The 16,493-nt window shown below is 53.1% G+C and carries 15 protein-coding genes; 5 read left to right on the plus strand and 10 right to left on the minus strand.

Annotated elements, in window-relative coordinates:
• Positions 1-13: 13 nt before the first annotated feature.
• The 4 genes from LG200_RS13025 (at position 14) to LG200_RS13040 (ending at position 2,482) form a co-directional block, all read left to right on the plus strand.
• Complete coding sequence (locus tag LG200_RS13025; protein WP_226758058.1) at positions 14-841, plus strand: mechanosensitive ion channel family protein; 828 nt, start codon at positions 14-16, stop codon at positions 839-841.
• A gap of 8 nt (positions 842-849) precedes the next feature.
• On the plus strand, positions 850-1,173 hold the full coding sequence (locus tag LG200_RS13030; protein WP_226758059.1) for a hypothetical protein: 324 nt from the start codon (positions 850-852) through the stop codon (positions 1,171-1,173).
• Positions 1,174-1,400: 227 nt separating this feature from the next.
• Positions 1,401-1,892 carry a ProQ/FinO family protein gene (locus tag LG200_RS13035; RefSeq protein WP_226758060.1) on the plus strand — a complete coding sequence of 164 codons (492 nt, stop codon included), beginning with the start codon at positions 1,401-1,403 and terminating at the stop codon, positions 1,890-1,892.
• On the plus strand, positions 1,889-2,482 hold the full coding sequence (locus LG200_RS13040; protein WP_226758061.1) for a nucleotidyltransferase family protein: 594 nt from the start codon (positions 1,889-1,891) through the stop codon (positions 2,480-2,482). The genes LG200_RS13035 and LG200_RS13040 overlap by 4 nt, the downstream gene beginning before the upstream one ends.
• Positions 2,483-2,511: 29 nt before the next feature.
• Here LG200_RS13040 and LG200_RS13045 read toward each other — a convergent pair whose 3' ends face one another.
• Genes LG200_RS13045 through LG200_RS13055 form a run of 3 tightly spaced genes read right to left on the minus strand, consistent with a single transcriptional unit; the run spans position 2,512 to position 6,290 of the window.
• Positions 2,512-3,516, minus strand: coding sequence for an XdhC family protein (locus LG200_RS13045; protein ID WP_226758260.1), 1,005 nt, complete (start codon positions 3,514-3,516; stop codon positions 2,512-2,514).
• Positions 3,517-3,528: 12 nt separating this feature from the next.
• A complete protein-coding gene (locus LG200_RS13050; RefSeq protein ID WP_226758062.1) occupies positions 3,529-5,832 on the minus strand; it encodes a xanthine dehydrogenase family protein molybdopterin-binding subunit in 2,304 nt (767 codons plus the stop codon).
• Positions 5,829-6,290: a (2Fe-2S)-binding protein gene (locus LG200_RS13055; RefSeq protein WP_226758063.1), complete on the minus strand. Its 462-nt coding sequence runs from the start codon at positions 6,288-6,290 to the stop codon at positions 5,829-5,831. Before LG200_RS13055 ends, LG200_RS13050 begins: the two co-directional genes overlap by 4 nt.
• A gap of 156 nt (positions 6,291-6,446) precedes the next feature.
• Here LG200_RS13055 and LG200_RS13060 point away from each other — a divergent pair, with 156 nt between their 5' ends.
• Positions 6,447-7,391, plus strand: coding sequence for a LysR family transcriptional regulator (locus LG200_RS13060; protein WP_226758064.1), 945 nt, complete (start codon positions 6,447-6,449; stop codon positions 7,389-7,391).
• Between the two features lie 13 nt (positions 7,392-7,404).
• Here the strand turns inward: LG200_RS13060 and LG200_RS13065 are convergent, their stop codons facing one another.
• From LG200_RS13065 to LG200_RS13095, 7 genes are all read right to left on the minus strand, one after another.
• Positions 7,405-8,652 (minus strand): MFS transporter, encoded by a 1,248-nt coding sequence (locus LG200_RS13065; RefSeq protein WP_226758065.1) that lies wholly within the window; start codon positions 8,650-8,652, stop codon positions 7,405-7,407.
• A gap of 94 nt (positions 8,653-8,746) precedes the next feature.
• Positions 8,747-9,064: a VanZ family protein gene (locus LG200_RS13070; protein ID WP_226758066.1), complete on the minus strand. Its 318-nt coding sequence runs from the start codon at positions 9,062-9,064 to the stop codon at positions 8,747-8,749.
• A 226-nt stretch (positions 9,065-9,290) separates the two neighbouring features.
• A complete protein-coding gene (locus LG200_RS13075) occupies positions 9,291-9,713 on the minus strand; it encodes a GNAT family N-acetyltransferase (protein ID WP_226758067.1) in 423 nt (140 codons plus the stop codon).
• The gene (locus tag LG200_RS13080; protein WP_226758068.1) at positions 9,706-11,514 is read right to left on the minus strand and encodes a GGDEF domain-containing protein; all 1,809 of its coding nucleotides are present in this window, start codon (positions 11,512-11,514) and stop codon (positions 9,706-9,708) included. The genes LG200_RS13075 and LG200_RS13080 overlap by 8 nt, the downstream gene beginning before the upstream one ends.
• 173 nt (positions 11,515-11,687) lie before the next feature.
• Positions 11,688-12,146 carry a DUF411 domain-containing protein gene (locus LG200_RS13085; RefSeq protein ID WP_226758069.1) on the minus strand — a complete coding sequence of 153 codons (459 nt, stop codon included), beginning with the start codon at positions 12,144-12,146 and terminating at the stop codon, positions 11,688-11,690.
• 139 nt (positions 12,147-12,285) lie between these two features.
• The gene (locus tag LG200_RS13090) at positions 12,286-12,567 is read right to left on the minus strand and encodes a DUF5666 domain-containing protein (protein ID WP_226758070.1); all 282 of its coding nucleotides are present in this window, start codon (positions 12,565-12,567) and stop codon (positions 12,286-12,288) included.
• A gap of 89 nt (positions 12,568-12,656) precedes the next feature.
• Entirely contained in the window at positions 12,657-16,268 is a 3,612-nt protein-coding gene (locus LG200_RS13095) for an EAL domain-containing protein (protein WP_226758261.1), read from the minus strand.
• Positions 16,269-16,493 lie beyond the last annotated feature (225 nt).

Here is a 16,493-nt window from a genome sequence, read left to right on the forward strand (position 1 = left end):
GCAAAGGAAGCATATGGAACAATATCTAAACTCATTGGGTATCTCCAACGCTGAAAGTCTCACACACTTCATCCAGTCCGGCCTAAGGATTATCCTGGTCATTATCGCAGCCCTCATCCTTATCCGCCTCAGCAGCAACGCCATCCGCCTGCTGAAAGGCAGGCTGCGCCAGCATGCCCAGCAAAACCTGGAAGAACTCAAACGCATAGAAACCTTAGGGCGCGTGATCAGCTATATCGCTACCACTGTGATTGGCGGTATTGCCGTCGTTGAAATACTCCATGAGCTAGGCATTTCCATCGCCCCCATTCTGGCTGCTGCCGGAATTGTTGGAGTGGCCGTCGGCTTTGGCGCTCAAAGCCTGGTCAAGGATTACTTCAATGGCCTCGTCATGCTGCTGGAAAACCAGATTCGCCAGGGAGACTCGATAGAAGCCGCAGGCAAACAGGGTATCGTGGAAGAGGTCACTCTGCGCCACATCCGCCTGCGCGATTATGAAGGCAGCGTGCACTTCATTCCCAACAGCGTCATCACTACCGTCAGCAACATGAGCCGCGACTTTGCCTATGCGGTGATTGACCTCAAAGTGCCAGTGATGAGCGATTTCAACCATATCATGCAGGCCATGCGCGAGATTGGCGCTGAGCTACGTACTGATAAAGATTACAAGGACAAGATAGACAGCGACCTGGAAATTGCCGGTATCGAGCAAATGGACCATGAAACTGCCGTGTTGCGCGGCCGCCTCCAGGTGAAGCCGCAGGATAAGAGTAGTGTGCGCCGGGAATTTATGTATCGGTTGAAACAAGCGCTGGATACACCAGTACAGGCAGCAAGCTAAGTAATTTTATGCTTCCTGTATATTCACCCATATCGGAATCTGAGGCGGCAGTGATTTCGGCAATGCTAGATGCTTATGAAATTCCATTCTTTATTCGAGGCGGCAGCTTCAGCAAGCTTTATCCTGGCATGCATGTCAAGGATTACAATACGCAAACATTTATGGTGCATATTGAATATTTAGATATCACGAAAGAATTGTTATCAGAATTCATAGCACCAGATAAGCTCGAGCTGAATTCAACCAAGCGGTCTACTCAGCGTTCACTGCGTGTTTTATTGGAAGCTGTCTTTTTTGGCTGGATTGTCACGGGTAGACGTTGGAAACCATAAGCCCAAAGGAATCCGGGTAATTATTCATCATGCAAACCAGGCAGGGGAATAACCATGATCCATTCGCCACCTATGATTTTTCATGACTTTCCCAAGCTCCTGCTCCCCGGCCCGCAGCGTTAAAGTAGCTGGCATACTCTGTGCTGTAATGCTTACTATGTGATTAGCAGCATAATCCTCGTGATTTCAGTAGTAGAATCCCTTTTTCTCTTTTTCCAGATACCACCATGGGCTTTGAACAACTCGCAGAACTGAAAAAACAACTGGCCGCCACAGCAAAGGCAGAGCACCCGGCCAAGCCAAAGGGCGTACCGCGCAAGCCGGCAACGGCCAATCCGGTTGACCCGGTAGTGCTTGCAATTGGCAGGTTGCAAAAGCATTTCCCCAAGACATTTCCCAAGAACCCGGCACCCAAGCTTCCACTCAAGATTGGCATTTACCAAGACCTCATTGCAAAATCCAAGGAGATTGGACTAGATGAAGCGACGATTACGGAAGCAATCAAGACTTGGTGTCGCGGCACCCGCTATTGGGCAAGCATCGTTGAAAATGCGCCTCGCATTGACCTGGAAGGCAATCCGGCAGGGCAAGTGACCGCACGGGACGCATCCCTGGCCCGCTCATTGGAGGCACGCCGAAAGCAGCCACGCAAACCCAAGAAGGAAGCCCCAGCCTCAGAACCTGTGGTTGATGAGCCAGAGCAACCCTCTGTGCAATGAGAATTACAGGCATTCTGCTTGCCGCTGGACACTCTCGCCGTTTTACTCGCGGCAACAAGTTGCTCCAGCCACTGCAAGCAGACCAGCCAACTGCTGCTGTTTCCGCCCACAACCTGATTACAGCGCTTCCCGATAGCCTGGCAATCACCAGGCCTGAGGTGCCTGAGCTTGCAGAGCTGATGTCAAGTGCCGGATTGAGGGTATTGACCTGTCAAGCGCATGAGCAGGAAATGGCAGACAGCTTGGCTGTCGCTGTGCGCCATGTCTCTTCTCGCAACCCGCCGCCTGATGCCATTGTGATTGCGCTGGCGGATATGCCCTTTATTCACCCGCAGACCATCGCCAGCATCAGGCAACAACTGGAAACTGATGCTGGCATTGTGGTACCGACGTATCAGCAGCAACGCGGTCACCCGGTGGGTTTCAATAAGCGTTTTTTTGCAGAACTCGCTGACTTAAATGGTGATGAAGGGGCACGATCCATCCTGCGTCGCCATGCGCAGGAGATTCATTTTCTGGAATGTAACGACCCGGGCATCCTGCAAGACATTGATACTTGGGAAGATATGGAGCGACTAAGCTCCAGCTAAGCTAGTTTGCCCAGGGCCTAGAACATGGCTTAACTGGCGCAAGCACTGCCTGTAGGGAAAGCCTGGGCAATTGACTGGCTGGTGAGTGCGGCAGCACGTTGTTGAGAGCGAATCTGGATGATCTCGGCCAGGATGGCGACAGCGATTTCAGCGGGCGTCCGGCTGCCAATCGGCAAGCCTACCGGGCCATGCAACCGGCCAATTTCCTCGTCATTCAAGTCAAACATGCGCAGGCGTTCGCGGCGCTTTTCCTGATTGAGTCTGGAGCCCAGGGCACCTATGTAGAACGCTTCTGACCTGAGTGCTTCCAGCAGGGCCATGTCATCCAGCTTGGGATCGTGAGTCACGGCTACAATGGCGGTAAAGGAATCAGGCGTAATATCCAGCACCACATCGTCCGGCATACCTGCTTGCCAGCTCACACTATCCACACGCCACTGCGCGCGCATTTCCTCACGCGGGTCACACATCAATACCTGAAATTCCAGGGCTTGCGCCATACTGGCCAGCATAGCACCGAGCTGATTGGCTCCGATGATGAGCAGCCTCCACTGTGGGCCGAAATAGCTGTGGAACCAGTCGCCATCCAGCGCTGCCACCGAGCCTGGCATCGCATCGGCCAGCATGACTTCGCCAGTACCCAGGCGTACAGATCGCTTCACCAAACGGCGCTCATGCAGACTTTGCAGCAACAGCTGGATGTGCTGCGTACTTTTCAATGGCTCAACAAATATCTGTAACCGTCCTCCACAAGGGATGCCATAACGCTGCGCCTCATCACGGCTGACCCCATACTCAAGCAGCGCGGTCTTGGTGGGCAGTACGCCTTCCCTGGCTTTGTCAGCCAGATCATCCTCAATACACCCCCCAGAAACCGAGCCAACCAATTGACCATCATCACGCACCGCCAGCAAAGCGCCCGGCAGGCGTGGCGCAGAGCCCCAGGTTTGCACCACGGTGAAAAGATGCACCTCATGGTCGGCATTCAGCCATGCCAACGCCTGCTCAAGCACTTCCTGATCCAGTGCATGCATAATGGCCATGGCTTAAGCCTTGCTCAACTGATCACGGATAGGCAAGGTACGTATCCGTTTGCCCGTTGCCGCAAAAATGGCATTGCAGAGGGCAGGCGCAATGGTCGGCGTGGCAGGTTCACCTATGCCGCCCAGTGGAACATCCAAGCCGTGTTCCACAATATGCACCTGAATATCCCGCGGGGCTTCGTTGATGCGCAGCACTTCATATTGGTGAAAATTGCTTTGCTCGGCAACCCCGTTCTTGAACGTAATCTCGCCGCTCAACGCCAAGCTGGCACCCATGATACAAGCGCCTTCCACCTGTGAGCGTATGCGGTCAGGATTCACCTGCGGACCGCAATCCACTGCCAGGTCTACGCGGGGAATGCTGATTTCACCATTGTCCGCGACCACGACCTCAACCACGGTGGCGACATACGTCACAAAGCTATAGCACAACGACAGGCCCAGGCCGTGTCCTTTGGGCAAATTACGACCCCATCCCGCTTTCTTGCACGCCAATTCAATCACATTGCGCATACGGCCGATATCCAGCGGATAACGCTCAGGCGACTCCCCATAATTCCAGCTATCGGAAATATCATCAGGGTTGATCTTGCGGGCCGGTCCGAGCAGGTCAAGCAGGTAATCCTTGTGATCGCGCTTTGCCCTGTGTGCCAGTTCAGCAGCAAAAGACTGCACTGCAAACGCATGCGGAATGTTGGACACTGAGCGGAACCAGCCTATACGGGTATGGGCAGCCACTTCAGGGGTTTCCACCCGCACATTAGGAATATTGAACGGCATGTTCACCGCTGACATGCCCAGCTCAAATGGTGCGCCACCTTTGGCGCCAGCCACAAATGTCGATGCAATGGTAGGCGCCGTGGTACGGTGCAGCCAGGCCGTGGGGAGGCCTTTTTCATCAAGCGCGCACTCAATGCGCTCCAGGGAGACCGTGTGGAAATAATCATGGTGAATATCATCCTCACGGGTCCAGGTCACCTTGACCGGCTTGCCTTTTATGGCTTGTGACAGGAGTGCTGCCTCAGCGACAAAATCCGGCTTGGATTTACGACCAAACCCGCCACCCAGCAAGGTGACATTGATCTTGACGTCTTCTGGCTTGAATCCCAAGTGCGCTGCTACTGTTTCAAGCGTGGCCTGTGGCGCCTGCACGCAGGCCCAGGCTTCGCACTTGCCGTTGATGATACGCACCGTAGCAGCAGGCGGCTCCATGGAGGAGTGCGCAATATGGGGCTGGTAATACTCCGCCTCAAATTTTTGCTTGGCCTTGGCCAATACTGCACTCGCATTGCCGTTATTGCGTACCGCCTTGGCCGGTTTACGGGCAGCGGCTTCCAGTGTTTTCCTGAAGGCAGGCGAGTTATAACTGGCATTTGGGCCGTGATCCCAGGTGATCTTGAGCGCTTCACGCCCCTTGGTCGCAGACCATGTGTTGGTTGCGAGCACGGCAATACCGCCCAGCGGATGGAACAGCGGTGGTAAATTGCTGCCCTTGAGCTCCAGCACCTTTACCACGCCTGGCACTTTCAACGCGGTACTCGCATCAAAGCTCTTCACTTTGCCACCAAACACGGGGGGACGCGCAATCACCGCATGCAGCATGCCGTCCAGCTGGGTATCGATACCGTAATGCGTAGCGCCAGTCACGATCTTCCGGCCATCAATATTGCGTGTATTCTGCTTACCGATATAGCGGAACTGTGCTGGCGTTTTCAAGTGCAGGCTCTCACGCGCAGGTACCGCGAGCTTACCAGCCGCGGTCGCAAGTTCGCCGTAGCCTAGCTTCTTGCCCGTGCGTTTATTGATGACCTCATGATGCCTGGCTTCCACCTCATTGACTGGCACTCCCCATTGGGCCGCCGCCGCGGTTTCCAGCATGTGGCGGGCCGTCGCACCCACGCGTCGCATCGGCTCAAAGGAATGGCGTATGCTGCGTGATCCGTCGGTATTCTGGTTGCCGTACCTGGCTTCATTGCCTTCAGCCTGCACCACACGTACCTTGCTCCAGTCAGCCTCCAGCTCGTCCGCTACCACCATAGGCAAGCTGGTGCGCACACCTTGGCCCATTTCAGAGCGATGGGCCACGATGCTGACAATGCCGTCCGTCCCGATGGAGACAAACACCAGTGCATCATCCTTGAGGCCACCCGGCATGGCGTCACCGCCAAATTTCTTGGGCTCTTCCACCGCTGCACGTACCAGTCCGCTAACACCGATAGTCAATGCCAGACCAGTGATGGCGCCCGCGCCCTTCAGCCACTGGCGGCGGCTGAGGTTGGGCAAATCCAGTTCAATCTCCAGACTCATTTTTCCGCTCCTGTTGCTGCCTGCTTGATGGCTGCACGGATGCGCGGATAGGTTCCACAACGACAGATATTGCCGCTCATGGCTTCATCAATCTCTTCATCGCTGGGATTGGGCGTTGCTTTCAACAGGGCAGTAGCAGACATCACCTGGCCAGCCTGGCAGTATCCGCATTGCGCTACTCCAAGATCCAGCCAGGCTTTTTGCACGGCTTTTCCCACCGGGTCAGCGGAAATCTGCTCCACCGTTGTAATTTTCTTACCGGCTGCCGCCGACACAGGGGTGACACAAGAGCGTACTGGCTCACCATCCAGGTGAATGGTACAGGCTCCGCACAGCGCCATACCGCAGCCAAACTTGGTACCAGTCAGGTGCTCGATGTCACGCAGGGCCCAGAGGATTGGCATTTCACCGGGCACATCCAGTTGCCTGTCCTTGCCGTTGATATTCAAACTGACCATGAAGCGTTTCCCTCATAAAAAGCAAAAATCCTGTTGATAACGTTATATATACTTGAATATATCGTTTAAAATCAACTATATGCCGAGAGTATGCGGAAATTCCCCTATTGAATAAATGGAAATATATTTATTTTAGAATTCCATAATATGGAATAATTGCGACATCAACCTTCCTATCGTCCCATCATGCTCAATCGCCTGGAAATGATGCGCATCTTTTGCGCTACTGCCGAAGCCTCCAGCTTCAAGGAGGCAGCCATTCGCCTTGGGGTATCGCCACAGGCCGTCACGCGCGCAGTGAAGGAGCTTGAAGCAATCCTTGCAGAGCCATTGTTCTACCGCAACACGCGGCAAATGCGTATTACCGAATTTGGTGAGCAACTGGCACTACGCGCACGCGACACCATTGCTGATGTGGACGAATTATTCCTGCGGTCAGGCAAACAGCTTGCCAGCGAGATGAGCGGCATAGTCCGTATCACGGCCCCCATCGTCATCGGCAAGCGCTTCCTGGTGCCGCTATTGGGCAAGATATCCCGCGAGCATCCGCAGATCACCATTGATCTTCGCTTGTCGGATACGCACAGTGATGTGGTGGAACAACAGATTGATATCGGGGTCAGGGTCGGCTTTTTACGCGACAGCAGCTTTGTGGCACGCGCCTTGTCCAAAGTATCCTTTCTGATAGTTGGCACGCCAGAGCTGGTAGCACGTAGCGGCAGGCCACGCACCTTGCAGGAACTGCATGATCATCCCACTATCGCCCTCGTCGACAAAAGTAGTGGCAAGACCTGGCCCTGGTTCTTTGCCGACGGACAGCAGCTGACTCCCAAAATGGCAAGTTTCATCACTGATGACTCCAGCGTAGAACTTGATCTCGCTTTGGACAGCATAGGCTTTGCCCAGATTGGCGCACCGCTGGTCATTCCATATATTAAAAGCGGGCATCTGGTCACGGTGCTTGATGAACACATTGCTCCCTCATGGGATCTGTATGTATATCGTCCACAACGAGGCCCGGTGCCGGATCGGATACGGCTGGTCTATGACGAAATCGCCAAAGCCCTCGGTGATAAGAAATTGTTTCCCATCCAGCCCTAGCCAGCTCTTGAAATCAGTGCAGGTCTCGCATGTTCAGTTTGCGCAGACCTGGCGCAAACCTGGCCACAGTCCCTACCACCGCAACTGTCATTGCCCCGCCAAATATCACGGATGGAATCAGGCCCATCAGGCGCGCCATCATGCCGGACTCAAATGCGCCCAGCTCGTTGGATGAACCGATAAAAATACCATTGATCGCGGATACCCGGCCACGCATGGCATCCGGCGTGATCAACTGCATGATGGTGGTACGCACCACAACCGAAACACCGTCACATATCCCGGAAATCAATAACAGGGCCGCCGCCATCCAGAAACTGCCACTCAGCGCAAATGCAATAATACTGAGGCCAAACCCAGCCACGGCAACCAGCAGAATGCGTCCGGCATGCAGGTTCACTGGATGGCGTGTCAACCATATCCCGGTGGCAATCCCGCCAATAGCAGGAGCGGCACGCAATATCCCGAGGCCTTCCGGACCATAATGGAATATATCGTGGATAAACATGGGCAGCATGGCTACCGCGCCGCCGAACAGCACGGCAAACATATCAAGCGCCTGCGCACCCAGCATGATCTGGTTGCCAAATACAAAGCGCAAGCCTTGCGCAATGCTGGCAAATACGGGCGCGCTATCCGTCGCTGGTGGCTCCTTGACCTTCAGGCTCAGCATGGCAACCACCGCAAACAGGGAAAATAAGGCAGAAGCAAGATAAGCTGCGCTGATGCCTGCCAAGGCGATCATGCCACCGCCGATCGCAGGCCCTAGCACCAGCCCTGTCTGCAAGACAGAGCTGCCAATGCTTGCAGCACGTGCAAATTGCTGGCGAGGCAATACCAAAGCAAACAGCGCACCGTAGGAAGGTCCGATAAAAGCACGTGCAAATCCCACACAAGCGACAGAGGCATAGATAAACAGTGAGGACTCGCTATCAGGCAATACCAAGCCAGCCCCAATGGCAGCCAGAATCAATGCATTAAAAGTGAGGACGACACTGGCCATGACGCCAAACATACGCCTGGAATAATGATCCACTGCATGCCCGGCAAACAATGCGGTACAGAAATAAGGAAAGACCTCCGCAAGGCCTATCAACCCCAGTGACAGGGGATCATGTGTAAGCTGGTAAATATGCCATCCCACCACCACCGCCATGATCTGGTAGGAAAAGGTAATACTCACCCGAAACGCCAGCAGGCGGATGAATGCCGGATTGCGTAAAGGATAGGATGATTCGTTTTCTTGGATATTGGACTGCATATAGGTTGCTTATGCTGAATTGAAGAATTGGCGAGCCCTATCCCACCAATATCTTATGATGCAAAACTTATTTCGATGACAGAATTCGAGAGGCCTAATAAATCCACCATTTCCTTAATACGGCAATCACAGGCAGCGCAGCAAACCCGCCCACTGCATCTGCCAGGAGGTCATCCAACCCTGCTTGGCGCCCCTGGATAAATATCTGATGGAACTCGTCAGCAGCACCAACAGCAATCACCAGCAGCCAGATCAAGAGCAACGGCACACGCGGAAACGCCAGGCCGGACAAGACGCCTATGGCGCCGAAAGCAAGGAAATGGACGACCTTGTCCCATGGCGGTGTAAATAAACCGCCAGCACCAGGTGCCTCGCCTCCAATAAAAATTCCCGCCACGATCAGGATAAGCATGCCCAGTGCCAATTGCGAAAGGCGTTCAGGATTAATCAATATATCAACTAGCTAAATGGTTAAATGATGATGCCGGAATGTCATGCGCTTTCACTGTTATCACACGAGAAAGCAGGGGGAAGAACGCTCACTGCAACGCATCAATATCGATACATCCTAGCATGTCCCCCTCCATCGCACCAATGTGCCTGATCCATCAAGAATGCTCCGAAGCATTAAGCAGCGCCTATATACGTTTGCTCATGGCGATATGCGGAATCCCCACCTGCAGGAAATACTGCCCTTGCTCAACAAAGCCGGCACGGCGATAAAAGCTCACTGCCGTTTGCCTTGCATCCAGCGTGAGTTCGGTAAAACCGCGCTCGCCCAGACATGCTATTGCCTGCATCAGCAACTGTCGCCCGAATCCACAACCTTGCAGCGAAGGGGCAACGGCCATTTGCCGCAGTTTTGCAACCGGCTTATGCTGTGGCTTGATCACGACGCACGCCTGCAATACGTGATCCTGCTCCAATCCCCAATGCCATTGGGCCTCTTCGCCTGCCAAGTCTGTTTCACTTAATATCAAACCCAGCGGGGTCCGTAGCACTAGCTGCCGCAAATCCAGGCTGGCCTGGTACAGGCCTGAGCCAAACTCGATTTCAAGCATCCTGCCCATCCGCTCCCACTACACGGTTGCGCCCGCTCTGCTTGGCCTTGTATAAAGCAGTATCTGCCCGGGGCAGCAGCTCGGCGGAAGGTTCGTCCTGCTTGCGCTCGGCAACGCCCGCACTGAACGTGATAAGCACACGCTCATTTTTGTGCATGAAGAAGCTTCGCGTCAGCTCGCGCTGGGAACGCCTTATGATATCTACCGCCTCCGTTTCACCAGTCCCGGGCAAGATGATAATAAACTCCTCGCCACCATAGCGTGCCAGCACATCGGTCGTACGCAGGGACTCCTTGATGACCTTGGCCAAATGAGCCAAAGCCTTGTCTCCCGTAGCATGGCCCAACTTGTCATTGAGCTGCTTGAAGTGATCAACATCCATCATGGCAACACTGAGCTGGGTGGAATGCCGGTCGGCCCGGTCAAACTCTCGCTCCAGCGCTTCTTCCATGCCGCGACGATTGAGAGTGCCTGTCAGATAATCCTCATGGGCCACCTCGCTAAAGTATTCCAGCTTGGATGTCAGCTCATCGATCAGGCGCTCTGCCTCAATCACTTTCAGTTGTGTCTCACTCAGCATTTCCCGGGACTGGCGTATGTTCAGGCCTATGTTCCGGGTGTCCTCCATCATGCTGTTGATAAGGCTGTTGAGTTCCAGGATATCTTCGGTCTCGGTAATGCGCTGCTTGTATCCATCGATCTTGTTCTGGTATTCGCTGGTGCTTTCCGTCATATCCGCCAAGCGTACGACAAATATTTCAGCCATCTTCTTGACCGCATCCCTGGCATCAATCAGGCGAGGCTTGATCTGCCCCTGCTTGAAAACCAGCTCCTTGAAGCTGCTCTCGGCGTCGTAGAGCATGTCCAGATTAAGCGGACGGGCAAGAATATCCCGTAGTATCAGGGTTTGCCCATGCAGCCATTTATCCTCCATCACCAGCTCGCTCATACTGGTCGTTGACAAGCGCAGTAACTGCAGCAAGGCTTCATGAATCCGGTGCTGTGTATCACCATGCATTTCCAGCGTAAACAAAATGGATTTGAGATTTTCACCCTGGCGTAGTACATCTTCCTCCGAATAGGCCAACTTGATATCCGCCAATACGGCCTCTGCCTTTTGCGCCATCTCCGGCAGGGCTGCCAATTGAGGAATAATGATCAGGCCCAATGTCCTCATCAGCATGTCGCGCCAATAGTCGGATATGCGTGCGTAATATTCGCGGGCGGGCTCTTTTGGTTTTTCGGTGTATGCCGGCACCGCATTGACCAATGGTGCTGCAACGTCATCCACAGAATCAACCACCTCGACCTCGTCACTGCTGGTGATACCCCATGAGTTGATCAGGGCCTGGATTTTCTGCGGCAATGCTTCATCATGCTCAAATTTGCTGAGCAGGCGGTTCAGGCCATCCCGCTTGCGCGTCAAGGTCACACCCTTGTGGCTCATTTCCAGCTGCTTCAACAAGTTGCGTATTGTTGCAGGCCAGCTCACATCATCATCTACCACACTGGAAACAGGTAACAGATTGCCTAACTGCTCTGCCAGCTTCGTCCAATTACGGCTTTCTATCGACTGCCTGACAGATTGGGCAGCCGCAATATATTTGGGATTCTGTTGCCCGGCGTTCACCAGGACTTCGTTCAAAGTGTTTGCAAGCTCAATCGAACTGTCTGCGGATTTAACACCGGCAATCTCATCATAAACCGTACGGAAATTATCGGGTGTAGGCTGGATCTTGCGCGACGCCAGTTGCATCAGGGTCTGGCGTGCAATATCTATGGAAGAGGCTGGTTGTTGCATGGTATCTGCATCTCAGGAAAAAGTTGAGTTGTCTCCCCCTGTACAGGGCCCCAGTCATCACACAATGTGATCACCGATGCAGTAGCATATAGCAATATTGAAGTTTCAATACACCGATCAGAGCGATTTTTAAAGGCTATTAATCCCTGGACCGGGATCACGGCCAATCATGTTTATTCCACCGAGAATACCTTGGGTTGCTGGCCGTTAGCAGGAATGTTGTAGACCGTGAGCGCCCCTGGCTTCATCTCACCCATGCCGGGAGAATTCATCGGCATATCCGGCACGCTGATGCCAATAATGGCGGGTTTTTCCTTGAGCAGCCTGTTGATCGCAGCGACAGGTACATGGCCTTCCACCACGTAACCGCCAACCAGTGCAGTATGACAGCTCGCCACCCTGGAGACGCCATACTTCTGCTTGATCTGCTGCATATCAGCACGATCAAATGCTTCCACCTTGAATCCATGCTGCCGCAAATAGGCAACATATTTTTGGCAACATCCACAATTGGCATCCTTGTACAAAGTTACCAATGGAGCAGCCCATGCCGTCATCGAGCTCATTAACAGCAAAACCGCGCAAAAACGTATCCCACCCAACATGGCGTCCCCCATCCAGTCATCAAGCATGAACAATAGTAAGCAGCAACTTGACCGTATTCTACTGCATAGCGTACACCCTCTATTGCAGTAAGGATCCCTTAAATGAAAAACCCCTTGGAGTTTCCAAGGGGTTTCCGGGAGTGTCTCCGACTACAGCCGGTCAATTTTATTTAGTACACTTTTCTTTTTTCTTGCTTTCGATTTCATGCACCAGGCCGTCCTCAATTTCCACTTCCACACAGGCGCCCTTGACCAGGGGACCATGGTCCTCTTCCAGTTCGGTATCCTTGGTCACATTCAGCTTGCGCCCACCAATCACCCATGTCCCGACATCTCCTTGCGGACGGCTCTCGATCACGCCATAAAACTCTTCATCTGCCGCCTGTGCTCCCAAAGACAAGCCGCTCAATACGCCCGCGGAAAAGATCACCAATAGAGCTTTTTTCATACTTTCTCCTCATATGAATACATCATTGCCATGAAATTTTTTCATGACATGAGGGAATAGTTCCCGATACTCCATTGAATGTCAACCGCTCAGGCCAATCCAAATTCCTGCTCAAACCGGATTAAAGGTGCAGGCATGCCGAACAAATAGCCTTGATAGGCCAGGCAGCCATTTTGTGCCAGGAATGCTTGCTGCTCCTGGGTTTCTACTCCTTCGGCAATCACCTTCAGGCCCAGACCCTGCCCTAGGGCAATAATGGTACGCACAATAGATGCATCGTTTGCGTCAATCAGGACATCGCGCACAAAGGTCCGGTCAATTTTCAGCTGCGACAATGGCAAACGCTTGAGATAGGACAATGATGAATATCCGGTGCCAAAATCATCCATGGAGAACCCCACCCCCATCGCCTTGAGGGCATTCATCTTGATGATCATGTCCTCAATGTTTTCCACCAGCATGCTCTCGGTCAGCTCAAGCTTGAGGTACATAGGGTCAACACCGGTTTCATTGAGGATGGCCAGTACCCGCTCAACAAAATCCGGCTGACGGAACTGGCGTGCGCTGACATTGACTGACAGGCTCAGCGCAGAAGTTTCTGCCCGTTTGGACCAAGCCACCAACTGCAAACAAGCAGTCTTCAAAACCCAGTTGCCTATCGGCAGTATCAACCCGGTTTCCTCAGCCAGGGAAATAAATCCTGCGGGGGACAACAAGCCGTGCCTTGGATGTTGCCATCGCAATAACACCTCCGCACCAAACAGCTTCGCCGCTTCATCCACCTGAGACTGATAAAAGAGCACCAATTCATTGCGCGCCAACGCCTGCCTCAAATCCTCTTCCATGGCGGCGCGCTGAGTGATGAGTGCCTGCATGGCAGGATCAAAGAAACGGAATGTGTTCCTGCCCGCTGCCTTGGCCTGGTACATGGCCACATCCGCCCGCTTCAGCAGCTCATCGACAGTCACTTGCTGCTGGGCACCAAATAAGGCGACACCGACGCTGCTGGAAGAATAATGCTCATATCCGGAAAGATGGAAAGGCGCCAGGAAAGTTGCCAGGATTTTCTCTGCAACCCCTCCCGCCTCCTGTGCTGCAACCTGCAAATCCTTACTCAGGCCGTCCAACACCACCACAAACTCATCCCCTCCCAGCCGCGCTACGGTATCCCTGATACGTACACTCTCGACAATACGCTGCGCCACCAGCTCCAGCAGCATGTCACCAAAATCATGTCCATGCGTATCGTTCAGGGTTTTGAAATTATCAAGGTCAATAAAAAGCAAAGCACCTGAATTATTGAGCTTGATGGAGTTCACTAGCACATGCTCCAACCTGTCCAGCAGCAACAGCCGGTTAGGCAGGTTGGTCAGCACATCATAGAAGGCCAGATGCTGGATCTTGCGTTCAGCAGCCTTGCGCTCCGTGATATCCCGCTCCACTGCCACCCAATGCGTGAATTGCCCTGCCGTATTGGCAATGGGCAGGATATCCATCTCCAGCCAGATCTCCTCGCCATTCTTTTTGTAATTGATTAATTCAGTTCTAATGGATTGTCCATTTTTCAGCGCGGCTTTCACCTTGCCTAGCTCATCCTGTTGCGTGTTCGGGCCATCCAACAGGCGCACAGGCTCGCCAATCACCTCCTCAGCAGTGTATCCGGTCAAGCGTTCAAATGCCTTGTTCACAAAAATGGTTCGCGGGCTATGCAACCCTTGCGGATCAGCCTCGGCAATCAGCACGATATCGTTCAGGCGGGCTATGCTGGCTTCAAGCAGCTTGAGTTGATTCTCCGCCCGGGCACGCTCAATCGCAATGCCTGCAATATGCGAACAGGCGCTGACCAGCTCCATCTCTTCATTTCCAGGCACGCGAGGATGCTTTCCATAGACTGCAAACGTTCCCAACACCTGTTGTGTGCTGGAGAAAATAGGCATGGACCAACAGGCACACAGATCATATTGCCTGGCAATCTGGCGATAATCCTCCCACAGCACGTCCCCCTCAATATCTGCCACCACCACCGTTCTGCGCTCATAGGCGGCAGTACCGCAAGAGCCGACGCAAGGGCCTATCTTTAACCCATTGAGCAATCCAAGATACGCCTCAGGCAACCTGGTCGATATCCCCCGGACAAAGCATTCATTCTTATCCAGCAACATGATGGAGCACATGACCTCTGGAAATTGCGCCTCTATCAACTCCACGACAGCGCTCAAGGTATCATCCAGCATGCTTCCTACCGCAATACGCTCCAGCAGCCCACGTTGCTCAATCCTCAAGTTCTCAAGCCTTTTTTGCTGCTCAATGTTCTCCACCACCTTGATGATATTAACAGGTGCTCCATCAGCTCCCAGCACACGCGAAGCACTGATACGCACCCAGACGGGACGGCCTGATTTTGTGCGATAGCGCTTTTCAGCCACTGAATAATTGATGCTGCCATCCAGCAACCGTTGTCTGTTGCTGGTGGCCTCGACACTGTCCTGCTCATATGCCAGGACATCACAAGTCAGGTCTTTTAATTCTTCCTCTGTATAACCGACAATCTCACAATATGCGGGATTAGTGAGTACGAAGCGACCGTCTATAGTAATCATTGCAATACCGGCTGCAGCTGCACCAAATGTCAGTTTCACCAGCTCCTGGCTGGATTGCAGCTCTTTCTCGATGAACTTGCGCTGCAAAATCTCGGCATTCAGTTCGCGCGTACTTTCTCGCACCTTGCGTCGTATCTGCAGATTCCAGAGCAGGACTAGCGCCATCACGATACCAACCACCAGGATGATCACGGCAAGCCACCGTATAAGATGAGCGCTTTCTTCAGAAGGCGGCCGCATAAAACCGGACAGGTCATATCCAGGCTTGGCAAAGCCGACATTCTCCATGACCTTGGCAATGAACTCCCAACGGGCCTGGTTCATGTGCCCGATTTCAACCACTTCCGGCATAACGTAGCGCTCCATGTCGCGCGCCTCGTGCAAGAGCTGCTTCATGGTGACATTTCGCTCTGCCACACCGGGCATCGCCAGAATCAACTGTGCAGTTTCGTGGGGATTATCCAACGCGTATTTCCAGCCCTTAAGGCTGGCACGGACAAATGCCGCAACGCGGTCGGGATGTGCAGCGATTTCAGCGTCAGAGGTAAATAGGGTATCGCCATAGAAATCAATGCCGTAGTCCATACTGCTCAAGAGCGCCGGCTCAACGCCCAGCTCTTTCATGCGTGCAGGTTCCACAGTGGCATAAGCAGAAATCACGTCCACTTTATCTGTCAGCAAATCCTCCAGGTTGCGACTATGAGGCACAATCGTCACAGCTCGGATATCAATTCCCTCCTTCAAGAGCAATGCCTTGTGCTGTGCGTCTCGCCTATCCCCAGACAACATGATGCGCTTTCCGGCCAGGTCTGCAGGAGTATTGATACTGCTGGATTTCTTGCTGAGGAGAATATGGGGAGAATGCTGAAATATGGCAGCAAGGGCCACGATAGGCTCTCCCTGCATGCGGGCTAATACAATTTCAGAGTCCCCGACGCCAAATTGCGCCTGACCGCTCATCACCTGCTTGATTGCAGCGCGGCCTGTCCCGCCTTCGATGAATTCGACATCCAGCCCTTCATCGCGATAGTAGCCCTGGGCCTGGGCTGCATAATATCCGGCAAACTGGAACTGGTGATACCACTTGAGTTGAAGAGTCACTTTTTGCAAGGGAGCTGCAGTAACATCAAGGCACGAGAAAAATATGACGAACAGTGCGGCCCATCTAACTGTACGATGAATTGAAACACGCTTGATGGTTAGACTCCAATCAAGCATGGCAGATTTTCTCAATACAATTCATATTCCCGGAATTTCATGTGGTATCTATTTTTATATTAGCAAAAGTTATACTTTGCACGTATTCGTTGATATATGAAATTTTAC

This window comes from Methylobacillus caricis, assembly GCF_020532705.1.
GTDB classification, from domain to species: Bacteria; Pseudomonadota; Gammaproteobacteria; order Burkholderiales; family Methylophilaceae; genus Methylobacillus; species Methylobacillus caricis.